5 protein-coding genes are annotated in these 12,149 nt (G+C 52.3%); 4 read left to right on the forward strand and 1 reads right to left on the reverse strand.

The window, feature by feature from the left end; genetic code table 11:
- Position 1 precedes the first annotated feature (1 nt).
- From E8F11_RS11065 to E8F11_RS11075, 3 genes are all read left to right on the forward strand, one after another.
- Positions 2-196 (forward strand): AlpA family transcriptional regulator, encoded by a 195-nt coding sequence (locus E8F11_RS11065; protein ID WP_280288881.1) that lies wholly within the window; start codon positions 2-4, stop codon positions 194-196.
- A gap of 178 nt (positions 197-374) precedes the next feature.
- Positions 375-5,429, forward strand: a complete 5,055-nt coding sequence (locus E8F11_RS11070) for an AAA domain-containing protein (RefSeq protein ID WP_280288882.1) — start codon at positions 375-377, stop codon at positions 5,427-5,429.
- Entirely contained in the window at positions 5,429-6,862 is a 1,434-nt protein-coding gene (locus tag E8F11_RS11075; protein WP_280288883.1) for a hypothetical protein, read from the forward strand. The genes E8F11_RS11070 and E8F11_RS11075 overlap by 1 nt, the downstream gene beginning before the upstream one ends.
- A gap of 139 nt (positions 6,863-7,001) precedes the next feature.
- Here the strand turns inward: E8F11_RS11075 and E8F11_RS11080 are convergent, their stop codons facing one another.
- Positions 7,002-7,217, reverse strand: a complete 216-nt coding sequence (locus E8F11_RS11080) for a hypothetical protein (RefSeq protein WP_280288884.1) — start codon at positions 7,215-7,217, stop codon at positions 7,002-7,004.
- A gap of 3 nt (positions 7,218-7,220) precedes the next feature.
- On the opposite strand from E8F11_RS11080, the gene E8F11_RS11085 reads away from it, so the two are divergent.
- Positions 7,221-12,143 carry a RecQ family ATP-dependent DNA helicase gene (locus E8F11_RS11085; protein ID WP_280288885.1) on the forward strand — a complete coding sequence of 1,641 codons (4,923 nt, stop codon included), beginning with the start codon at positions 7,221-7,223 and terminating at the stop codon, positions 12,141-12,143.
- The last annotated feature ends 6 nt before the right edge of the window (positions 12,144-12,149 follow it).

Raw genomic sequence — 12,149 nt, forward strand, 5'->3', positions numbered from 1 at the left:
TATGAAAATCATCCGTCTCAGTGGAGTCATCGAGACGACCGGCCTTGCTCGATCAACAATCTACAAGCTCATCGGTGAGGGCGGGTTTCCGAGACCCATCCCATTGGTAGGGAGGAGCGTTGGTTGGCTTGAGAGTGAGATCCAGGAGTGGATTAAGGGCAGGATTGCAGCGCGAGATCTTAACCCTCGCCGATAACTTGATGCCGGCGAGGTCGATTACATTTCGCCGTTATCTTTCAACCAGTCGGCGATCCTGCAATAGATTGTCTTACCTTCGAGCTGAGCCCCGTTTGTTTATATCCGTGAGCTGCGCTCGACACAGAAGTTCTGCTCCGCCTAGATGAGCTGCGGTGGGGCAGTTATGGAGATTAGAAATGGAAGTACGTTACTGGGAAGGAGGCCTTCTACGACATGAGGTCGAAGCTATCGAGTGCATGCGTAAGGCCTTCAAGGGTGAGCCTCAACCCGAACAACCAGGTGCGGTCGCCCCAAAGGCCGGTAAGTCTCTGGCTCAGCAGCTCAGTAATCTGTCTCTGAAAGGCAAGGGGGCAGATCAACCTTCTGGTATGTGGCCTTGGAAGGGGTATGCAGGGTTTCGTTTTGCGGACTCGCGCGGCAAAGAAGGCGAGTTCGATCTCGTCATTGTGACCCATAAGAACGTCATCATAGTCGAGCTGAAGCATTGGAATGGTGTTATCACCAGCCATGGTGGCAAGTGGTACCAGAATGGTGATGAGCGTGATCGCTCACCAATATCGGTTACTCAGAATAAAGTCTTTCTACTCAAGAAAAAGCTCAATGCAGTTAGGCAGAAATTCCCGAAGGGCATTGTCCCAAATATCAAATTTTGCGTGGTCTTGAGCGGTAAGTGTACGTTTGATCAGCTACCCGACAATGAGCGCGAGCATGTAATGCATCTCGATGACTTCTTGAAGCTGGCCAGCGAGCGTCAATTTAATAATAAGTTTCGCCCGCATCCCGAGGCGGCAGGTCTGAATCAGTATTTTGATGTGTTTGATGAGCTGCTCAATCAGGGAAGTGTCAAGCCTAAGGAACTCATGGTTGATGGGTTCCGAGCGCAGGGGGAGCCGATTTTCAAGCATCCCGGCGAGGTTTATGTTGAGTACGAGGCTGCAAACGAAAATAACAAGGCCGATCGTGCTCTTTTACGTTTGTGGGACTTCAATAAGCTCGATGATGTAGATGCCAAAACTCCAGAGGGGCGCTTCAAGATTCTTTCCAGAGAGCGGGATGTTCTGGTCTATCTGGGACAGCGGGATCATGAGTTGGCCAAGCGTTGTCTGCGTCCTATTAGAAACCCCTCCGTGCAGTCCGTCACTCAGGAGTTTTCTGAACTGTGCGAGCTTCCGGCAAGTCACTACCGGCTCAACGAGTTCATCAATCGATATGCGCAGAACTTTGACGAGAGTGATCGGGTAAAGTTGGCCAAGATTTTGGTCGCGCAGTTCGCTGCCATGCACGGATTTAAGGTCGCTCACCGTGATTTGGGCGACCATAGCGTATGGTTCTCGCCATCCAGCGCCATTGCCTTGTCCAACTTCATTGCGGCCTATCATCAGCCAGCAGGAACGGTTGGGCCGCGTCGTGACCAACTGAGTATTGGCTCTATTGCTCTTCCAGAAGATCGTACTGATGAAGGGCACGGTGGCACGCCGTTCCACCGTGACGTTTTCGCGCTTGGACTCCTTTGCTGGCACTTGGCTCAAGCCAAGTCCTTACCTCTCAAGCTGAATGCCGATTACATCGATAGCATTCGGGATGACATCCTGGGTTCGGATACATGGTACGCAGGTGTTCTCGCTAAGGCGGTGGAGCACAATCCATGCTCACGCTACGCCAACGCGGGTGAGCTGCTGGACGAGTTGAACCAGCTAACACCGGAAGATACAGCGCAGTTTGCTTTCGATCAGTCACAGCTTGAGCGTTTTTCCGCTTCAAGTGTCAGGATTTACAAACTTTACCCAACGGATGAGGAAGTCATTGATACTCCTGAGAAGGAGGTCTATCGGTCGGGTGATTGCATTGTAAAACTATGGCCTACGATCCATGCAGATGCTCCGCAGGGAGGGCAGGGGCCTTTGTTGCTCAGCTTTTTTGAAAAGATCGAATTGCTGAAAAAAAGTGGCTACGAGTTTTTGCCAGGGATAGAGCAGTTTGGATACGAGAGGAGCGGTACTCCTTTTCTAGTTCAACAATTTGTCGATGGCCAACACTGGAATCAATTATCAGAGCTGAGCTCGCGGCGAGCCGAAGAGCTGATCCGCAAGTTGATTTCTGCAGTTGAGTGCCTGCATGAGCAGCAGTTGAGTCACGGAGATCTCCATCCTGGAAATATCAAAGTTGTAGTGCCGGCTGATTGCGAGCAGTCTGCACAGATTTACCTGCTTGACCTTCCGGATCTTACAGTTTCAGGAAGCGAACCTTTCAATAATCGATACAGCCCTCTTGCCGAAAATTGCACGCCTTTCGAGCGTGATAACTTTGCTGTTATGCGTATGGCGGTAGAGTTACTCGGTATGGACTGGGATCAGCCTGGGGAGCATGATCTAGCTGAGTTACGTACGGCAATTAGTGAGGAATTGCAGAGCGATTCAGGCTTCGTTGCGCTAGAACGATTTAATGATGCTCTTAATCGCGAGTTCTGTCCGAAGCAAGTTAGGCAAATCATCTCAGTAGCTGTTCGCGGAAATGACCCTCTCAATTACGCAATTTATCCTGACAATGGACGCCTTTTTGTCAGCGTCAAGCCTGATGTCAAGGATGCTAAACAGGCTGTTGTTACTTTTAGTGGCGTAGGCGGAAGTTTTTCAGCTGCATATGAGAAGGCCTCGAAAACCTTTGTTAGGGGATTTAAACCCAGTCAGCAGGAGGCTGTACCGCACTGGATTGAGCGTAACGCAGACTTTGAGATTGATGTCGAAATTAATGTTGCTGTTACAAGCATTAGCAGCCTTAAAGAGCTGTCAGCCTTTATGGGGAGTAATCTGGCTTTCGATGAGCTTGTTGCCAGTATTCTGGGTGCTGCCGGTGCTTCCTCAGAAAATCAGGAGGCCGAAGGTGCGCAAAACTCCACCGATTTGGCTACTGACAGTGATATCCAAGAAGAGCATGTTCCAGAGATAAAAGCGAGGTCTATTCAGACTAGCAAAGTCTGGAAGGCTATTATGGATACAGAGGTCGAGGGGCTGCCAACACTTGAGGTGTCGGGTGAGCCTGTCTTTAATAAAGACAAAACTGGTCTCATGATTCCATATACAGCCAATGGGGAGGTTTTAGAGTCGTTCGAGACTGATGATAAAATTAAGCTCATCAAGAAAGATGGCGAAAAACAAATCAATTTTGGCGAAATAGATCTCCGTAAGAGTACGAAGTCTGCCCTGTGTTTAGTGTACTCAGGAAAAGCCAGGGCTGCTATAAAGACTGATGATGTGCTCTATCTTCAAAGCAATAAGAACAGGTCCTCGCTGACCCGTCGTAAGCGGGCGATAGAGCGTATATTGGGTCGTCAATCAGTTGTAACGGGGCTGGTTGATTATTTTGATGAAGGCTGCAGTATAGTTCCTGATCGATTTTCTGTGCCACCAACTGAGGAGGGTTTCGCAGTCTACCAGCGAGAGACTTCAAACGGGCAGATTGTTGGTCTCAACGATGCACAGAAGGATGCTTTTTCGAAGCTGATAACAAACGGGCCGGTGGGCTTCTTGCAGGGGCCCCCCGGTACCGGTAAAACTGAGTTTATTGCCGCATTCTGTCACTACCTGATAAGTGAAGAGGGGGCTAGGAATATCCTTCTTGTTAGTCAGTCGCATGAGGCTGTTAATACTGCGGCAGAGCGTATTCGTGGCCACTGTCGCAGATTAAATACCGATCTCGATGTTGTGCGTTTCAGCAACCGCGAACAGGTAGTCTCAGATGAGTTGCAGGATGTCTATTCAAAGTCGATTGTCACACAGCAACAATCGAGCTTCAGAGCTGAGCTAAAAAGGCGTTTGTCTCTGATGGCCCCCTCACTTGGGGTTAGTGCCAGATTCATCGCGAGCCTGATTGAGCTTGAGTCGAGGATTCACGGGCTGGTCAAAAGCATTGAACGACTGGATAAGGATCTGCAAGACGCTGGTGAGGGAACTCTCGAGTCCAAACAATTGAGCGCAAGCCTGAGTCGAATGCAAGAGGATCTGCTTGAGGCGCTTGCCAATGACTATGGTATTGCTGCTGCCCCAGAGTCTACTGCTCGGAATATGCTTGGGCAGGCCTATGCCAGTGTTACCGCCAGCCATGGTGTCAGGCCGCATGAATTTAAGCGATGCATGGATCTGATCAAGCTGTCTGAGGAGTTGCTGCAACGTATTGCCACTGATGGCGCTAATTACGATGAGTTTCTGATGCGTGCCAGAACACTGGTCTGTGGGACCTGTGTAGGTGTTGGTCTACCGCACTTGAAGCTTGCTGAAAACCGGTTCGACTGGGTCATTATCGATGAAGCTGCACGTTCCTCACCCAGCGAGCTGGCGATTGCCATGCAGGTGGGAAGCCGAATCCTGTTGGTAGGCGATCATCGGCAGCTTCCCCCAACCTATGCAGACGAGCATCTCAAGGCTATCGCCCGTGATTTGGGACTACATAGTCAATCGGACGAGTTTCGGCGAATCATGCGTAGCGATTTCGAGCGCGCTTTTGAGTCTGCTTATGGTCGAGGTGTCAGTGCCACACTGAAGGTTCAGTACCGTATGCAACCACCGATCGGGGATCTAGTTTCTGAGGTTTTCTACGGTGGTGAGTTAATGACTGGTGCGCGGCCTGTCCCAGAATGCTTTTCGAATACCCCAGATGTTATCGGTTCAATCGTAACTTGGCTGGATACGGGCGTCCTCGGGAAACAAGCTAATCACTCGGAGCAGCAAGGTAGTACCAGCTTGGTAAACCATGCTGAGGCAAACTCCATAATTAGGCTGCTCAAAGATATTGAAAGTGATATGGGGTTCAGCTCAGCGTTGGTTGAGGAAATGACGGAAACCATGGAGCCCCCTATTGGGATCATCTGCATGTATTCTGAGCAGAAGAAATTGGTTCGTAAAAAGTTTGCCGAGAAAACATGGTCGGAAGACTTCAAGAAATTAGTCAAGATCGACACTGTTGATAGTTATCAAGGAAAAGAAAATCGCATTGTCATTGTTTCCTTGACGCGATCCTCTGCAGACCTTTCTCCAGGCTTCCTGCGGTTGCCGAATCGAATAAATGTGGCAATGTCTCGAGCTATGGATCGTCTAATTATTGTCGGTGACATGAGCATGTGGGCTGGGCGGAATGCGGATCTGCCGTTGGGTAAAGTGGCCACTTATATACAAGAGCGTCAGGATGGTGTGCGCTACAGGATCATGTCGGTAGAAAATGCAAAAGGAGCTGCATGATGGCTGGTGAAGCATTGGTTTTGTTTGAGGTTGATATCTGCGTGCCAGCGCAGCAGTTCAGAATTGAATATTCTCTGATTGAGAAGGGGGGGCTTCCATTCGTTTCTGAATTTTTGTTGCGCTTGTTGAAAGTCTCCCCTTTGATGTCGGCTGATATCGCTAGATACTTCGGTTTTACTTCGAAGGAGTTAAGTACGGCGCTGACACCCATTTTTCAAAAGGGAGAGGTTTCTGTCCAGCCAGATGGGCGGATTGGTCTTTCAGAAAAAGGGCTTCGACTTTTCTCAGGAAATGAGGACTCTCCCAGCGTCAGGTCTAGGCATGAGTATCGACGATCATTCACCTTTGACTTGCTAACGTTCTCCTACCTTGGAGGGAAGGTTTCATCTGCAAGTACAAAACGAGCAGTTCTCCTGGATGCAGGTGTTGAAGTCAGGGCCGTTTCACAGGAAAGGGCGGTCGGTGCATTTCAGAATAATTTGCACGAAATATTTCGTCGCGGTGATTTGACAGGACAGGATCAGCAAGATTCTGTCCCGGAGTTGTACAAAATAAGCGACGTGAGGAAGAGCTCAGATGTGTGCTTTCTTGTTGAGGAAGCGTTGTGCCTTGATGCTGATAGTCTCGATTTGAGTTTTGAGGTGAAAAAGGGAATAGCCGAGGAGGAGGAGTATATTGGGCGTCGTGCATCTATGCTGCATAGCCTAAATGGGCGCGACAATCTTGATGATGTTGTTCGATTGGCAGATAGGTTAGGCGATTCAGAAACGATTGATGCTCTTTCGAGTGGATGGATGGATTTCAGAGGGGTTGCTCAACGTGCTTTGTCGTTTGGTTTGGATGAGCGCCGTGGCGATGTAAGAATCTATGGCTCTTTACAGCTGAATAGAAATTGGGATCAGGTGTGTTCGCTATTGAAAAGGCACCATGAGAAAATTTCTGGTTCTGAGCGAGAAGATGCTACAAGACTTACCTGGCTCGCTCCATGCTCTCATGGGTTGTGGGGTAAAAGCTCTCGCCATGGTCAGGCTTTAAGTAGGTTCGTTGAGTTTGCGGGTTTAAAAAGCAAACGAAATGACAGGAGTGCTTTCGAGGCAGAGATTCTGATTCCTCTGTCGTCTAGCAAGGATTGGCAGTCGAAAAAGGCTGCTAATAACGATTGCGCAGAAGCGAAAGAGTATTTGCATGGTTTTGTTGAGTCTGAAGCCTTGGCGCCTCTAGAAGTCGTTATGCTAAGCGGCTGCTTTGCAGCTGTTATCTATCATCTTGTGATGCCTAACCGTTACCCTGTGCCAATTCCGTTTGGCTATGTTACTGAGGATCCGGCTCGCGTGAAGCAAGTTGAGGGGCTGGTTAGGTCTGTTCTTGATGAGTACAGTTTTGAGAATAAGCCAAGGTACTTGGGAGGCTTGGCTGATCTGGGTAGGAATTAGTAGTGGTGTTGACGGTTCGCTCTATGATGTCGGTGACTGCCGCGCTTTGTGAGCACCGTGTCACGCTTTTGTTGCTGGCGTTTTGCCTTTAAAGTGCAATCAGGCATTTGCAGTAGCAGGGATCGCGTCAGGGATGTCATCAGTTCCCCAACCCAAGAGCTTGGTCATCGATCTGGAGGTCGCTCCCGGAAAGGAGGGGCATCCAGATCGTATCTTTAAGGTCGGGGCAGCGCGGCCTGACCTCGGTGTCGAGCTTGATCGTAAGGTCTCGAAAAACCTCCCAGAGATTCTCGCTGAAGTCGATGCGCTGTCCGATGGAGCTGTTTTTCTCCTGGGGCATAATGTAATCGAACATGACTTGCCCATCCTCAAGCAGCAGGCGCCCGAGCTGGAGCTGCACGCACTGCCAGTCATTGACACCTTAAGGCTGTCTCCGCTGGCCTTTCCGCAGAACCCGTATCACCGGCTGGTCAAGGATTACAAACTCATTCGAGACAGCCTCAACTCGCCACTTGCGGACTGTCGTTCGACGCTGGTTCTGTTCAGGGATCAGCGGGATGCATTCGCGCAGTTGAATGAGACCCGCCGTGCTGAGCTGCTGTGCTACCAGGCGTTGCTTGCCCCAAGCATAAAGAGCGATTTGGGGTCATTCTTCGCTTCGCTAACAGGGCAGACTGCAGTTCCGATTGCGGATCTGAAACAGCTCATTCCGAGTCTGTTGGCGGAAACCGATCCATCGTTGGAACGTGATCTCAAGGTATGTAGAACTCGACTGGAAGTTCTCCTGGGTAAGGACCTTGAGCAGAGGGATTTGCATCTGCCCATGGCCTATGCCCTTGCGTGGTTGAGGGTGTCGGGGGGCAACTCTGTTCTTGCGCCTTGGGTGCGGCATCAATTCCCTGCTGTTGGGCGCTTGATTGCTGAGCTCCGGGACGTTCCTTGTGGCCGTTCAGACTGCCGGTACTGTCGCACGACCCATGATCCGCGCCATGAGCTTAAGCGCTACTTCGGTTTTGCTGATTTCCGTTACGAGCGACCCGGTGAAAGTCTGCAGCACGATGTAGTTCTTGCAGGCATGCAGAGCAGACATGTGCTCGCGATCCTGGCAACTGGTGGTGGCAAATCGCTGTGTTACCAGCTGCCGGCGCTGAATCGCTTTCATCGCAACGGCAGCCTGACCATCATCATTTCGCCGCTGCAGTCGCTGATGAAAGATCAGGTTGATGGGCTTCTGGAGCGTAACGTGCAGTGTGCCGCGACGCTCAACGGCCTGTTGACGATGCCTGAACGCGCTGACGTACTGGAGAAGATCCAGATGGGCGATGTTGGCATCCTGCTGGTGTCTCCTGAACAGTTTCGAAACAAGGCTTTCCGGCGTGCGATACGCCAGCGCCAGATCGGCGCTTGGATTTTCGATGAGGCCCACTGCTTGTCGAAGTGGGGGAATGATTTCCGTCCGGATTACATGTACGCCTCACGCTTCATTCGCGAGCACACAGGCGATCACCCCCTGGCCCCCATTGGCTGCTTCACTGCAACGGCTAAGCCGGATGTGTTGGCTGACATTCGTGCGCATTTCAAGGAAGGTCTCGGGATTGAGTTTGATCAGTTCCTGGGGACTCATGAGCGGACAAATCTTAGCTTTGAAGTTCTGCCCTGCAATCGAGGCGAGAAATGGCCCAGAACCCATCAATTGCTTGAGGATCACCTCGGAAGCCAGGATGGTGGTGCAGTCGTTTTCGTTGCAAGCCGCAAGGGCGCTGAAGAGCTTTCAGAGTTTCTGGTCGGGCAGGGATGGTCGTGCCGCCATTTCCACGCTGGGCTTGAACCCAATGACAAGAAGGATATCCAGGACGACTTCAAGGCCGGGCGGCTCCGCATCATCGTCGCCACCAATGCCTTTGGCATGGGTGTCGACAAGTCCGATATCCGCCTGGTAGTCCATGCAGACATTCCTGGTTCACTGGAGAACTACCTTCAAGAAGCCGGTAGAGCAGGGCGTGACCAGGATGCAGCACGCTGTGTGCTGCTTTATGACGCGCAGGATATTGAGACCCAGTTTGGGCTGTGTGAGCGCTCCAAGCTCAGCCTCCGCGACATCCAACAAATTCTGCGCAAACTTCGTTTCGAGTATTCCAGGCGTAAGGGCGGCGAACTGGTCATCACTGCCGGCGAGATTCTCATGGATGAGACCGTCGAGACCTCGTTCGACGCTGATGACAGCGATGCTGAAACCAAAGTGGTCACCGCAGTTGCCTGGCTGGAACGGGGGCAATACCTCAAGCGAGAGGAAAACAGTACACAGATTTTTCCGGCACGCCTGAGCCTGAGCGAATCGGACGCCGAGCAGCGTTTGCTCAAGGCCAATCTGTCGGAGCGGCGCCGTGAAGAGTTCGGCGCGATTCTGAAATACCTCTACCAGGCCGACGCCGATGAGCGGGTGAATACGGACAACCTGATGTCGCTCACCAGCCTGACGTCTGAGGAAGTCGTTAGCACCCTAAAGCAGATGGAAGAGCTGGGGCTGCTCGTCAACGACACCCAGTTGACCGTATTGCTGCGTCACGGTGTGGTGGGGGCTTCCATTCAACGCTTGGAGCAGACCTTGGCATTAGAGGGGGCGCTGTTCGAAGTACTCAGCGAACTGGCGCCAGATGCCGAGGACGGTAGTTGGCAGGATCTCAATCTCGCGGCTCTGACGGCGGGGCTCAAAGCCAGACTAGAGCACGAGGATGTCATCCCGTTGCAAGTGCTTCGCCTGCTGCGCAGCCTCTCTCAAGATCGTGAAAGCAACAGTCAGCCGCGTAGCAGTTTTGAGCTCAAGCAGGTCAATCACGACTACATCAAACTGAAAATTCAAGGTATGTACAGCTGGTCGCAGATTGAGCGCTTTGGTGAAAAGCGCCGAATCATTGCCAGCAAGCTGATTCAGTTCTTGATAGGAAAGCTGGCTCCGGCCTCCAAGGGCAAGGATTTGATGGTGCAGTCCACCTTCGGTGAATTGGTCGGCGTGATCGAGTCGGACCTGGAACTCTCCCAGGTCATCCCCCCGAACCAACGCCACAGAGCAATTGAGCATGTGCTGTTGTATTTGCACAAACAGGAGGTGTTGACGCTCAACCACGGGATGACTGTGATGCGTCGGGCAATGACCATTGAGGTGAACGCAGATAAAAAGGGCAGCTATCTCAAAGACGATTACCTGCGTCTCGATGAGCATTACAGCGAGAAGCGTATCCAGGTCCATGTGATGCGTGAGTATGCCGAGGTCGCGCTCGGCGCCATGGCGAGTGCGCTGGAGCTGGTGCTGCACTATTTCACGGACTCAAAAGATGCCTTTTTGCAGCGCTATTTCGCTGGCCGCGAAGAGGTGCTTAAGCACGCCACAAGTGAAGAGTCCTGGAGATCCATTGTTGAGGATCTGAGCACTCAACAGCGACTCATCGTGGTCGATGACGACGACGTTAATCGCTTGGTGTTGGCAGGGCCAGGATCTGGCAAAACTCGCGTAATCGTTCACCGTATCGCTTATTTGCTGCGTGTCCGGCGGATTCCAGCCAATGCCATTGTGGCGTTGACCTTCAATCGGCATGCGGCCAATGAAATTCGTAAGCGTCTTTTGAGCCTGGTTGGAGCTGATGCCTACGGCGTCAGCGTCATGACCTACCACAGTATGGCCATGCGCCTGACGGGCACTCGCTTTGAACGTAGGGATGTTGTTGACGAAGGGGCTCTGAAACAGGTCCTGGAGGACGCTGTTGAGCTTTTGGAGGGTAAGGGAACTGCCGATGGCGAGGACGACCTGCGGGAGCAGTTGTTGCGTGGCTACCGCTACATCCTAGTTGATGAGTACCAAGACATCGATGCCCTGCAGTACCGTTTGGTGAGTGCGCTTGCTGGTAGGCAGTCCAGTGAGGAAGGGCGTTTGTGCATTTTGGCGGTCGGAGACGATGATCAGAACATTTACGCCTGGCGCGACACCAACAACCGCTACATCGAGCGCTTTCGCGAGGATTACTCCGCCGTTACCAGCTACCTTGTCGAGAACTATCGATCGACTCAACGCATCATTACCGCGGCAAATCAGTTGGTCGGCAACAACCCAGGGCGCCTGAAAGCCTCCTATCCCATCCGAATCAACCGGGAGCGCCAGTCAGAACCTCTCGGTGGTCAGTGGCAGACGCTTGATTCAGGTCGATCGGGGCGAGTTACGCGACTGGCCGTTGAACCCAGCGATAGAGCTGTCGGCAACCTTCAGGCGCAGGCTGCTATAGGCGAACTCAAGCGACTGCTGGCGCTGGAAGAGGGTAGCTGGAGTGGATGCGCCATTCTTGCCCGTACCCATCAGTACCTGTGGCCAGTCCAGGCGCTTTGCGAGCTTACCGGAGTTCCGTACTTCTTGGCCTCAGATAAAGATAGTGCGCTGCCCATCACCCGACAGCGTGATTTCGTGGCGGTTGTTGATCGGCTTCGAGAAGTCAATGAGGCGCTTTCGGCTGCTAAGGCTTGGCAGCATGTGTCTACTGGGGTGAGCGAGAGCTGGCGAAGCTTTTTCCAGGAGGCTTTCACCCAATTGCAGGTCGAGCTGGGTGAGTGCCAGCTCAATAGTTCCTCAATCGTGGACTGGCTCTATGACTACGCTCGCGAGATGCGCCAGCAGGCCAGGAGTGGCCTGTACCTAGGCACGGTGCATTCAGCGAAAGGCCTAGAGTTCAGGCATGTCGTTCTGCTTGATGGTGGCTGGAATGTGCAGTCCGAGGGGCTCAACGATGAGCGCCGATTGTATTACGTGGGGATGACGCGTGCAGAGCAGACACTGACGCTGTGTGAGTTCAGTGCAGCGAATCCTTTCAGTGGAAGTCTGTCGGCTGACATTGTTCAGCACAGCTTCACCGGAGACTACAACGTGGCTTTGGAGAAGCGTTATCTGCAGCTCAGTTTGAAGGACATCGACATTGGCTTTGCCGGACGTAGCCCTGTAACAGCCCCCATCCATGAGGCACTGAGGTGCTTGGAGCCCGGGGCGGAGCTGAAGCTTGAGCAGCAGGGCGAGCGCTACCTGATTTTGGACAGCCAGGGGCGGGCGGTGGGTCGGACCTCCCAGTCCTTTAAGCTGAGCCTTGAGGTTGAGCGGTGCGAGGCTGCAGGTGTAGTGGTTCGCTTCCTGGAGGACACTGATGAGCAGTATCGGTCTCGCCAGAAATGCGAGCGCTGGGAGCTGGTAGTGCCGAGGATTGCTGGCCGAACGGTATCGCGCAACGCGATGCCTGATGCAACCTAAGAAGGG

It is taken from the genome of Pseudomonas sp. BN417 (assembly GCF_029871205.1).
In the GTDB taxonomy this organism is placed as follows: Bacteria; Pseudomonadota; Gammaproteobacteria; order Pseudomonadales; family Pseudomonadaceae; genus Metapseudomonas.

Coding starts and splice junctions, on each gene's coding strand:
- E8F11_RS11065 (WP_280288881.1), top strand. CDS start 2: ATGAAAATCATCCGTCTCAGTGGAGTCATCGAGACGACCGGCCTTGCT.
- E8F11_RS11070 (WP_280288882.1), top strand. CDS start 375: ATGGAAGTACGTTACTGGGAAGGAGGCCTTCTACGACATGAGGTCGAA.
- E8F11_RS11080 (WP_280288884.1), bottom strand. CDS start 7,217: ATGTTCGATTACATTATGCCCCAGGAGAAAAACAGCTCCATCGGACAG.
- E8F11_RS11075 (WP_280288883.1), top strand. CDS start 5,429: ATGGCTGGTGAAGCATTGGTTTTGTTTGAGGTTGATATCTGCGTGCCA.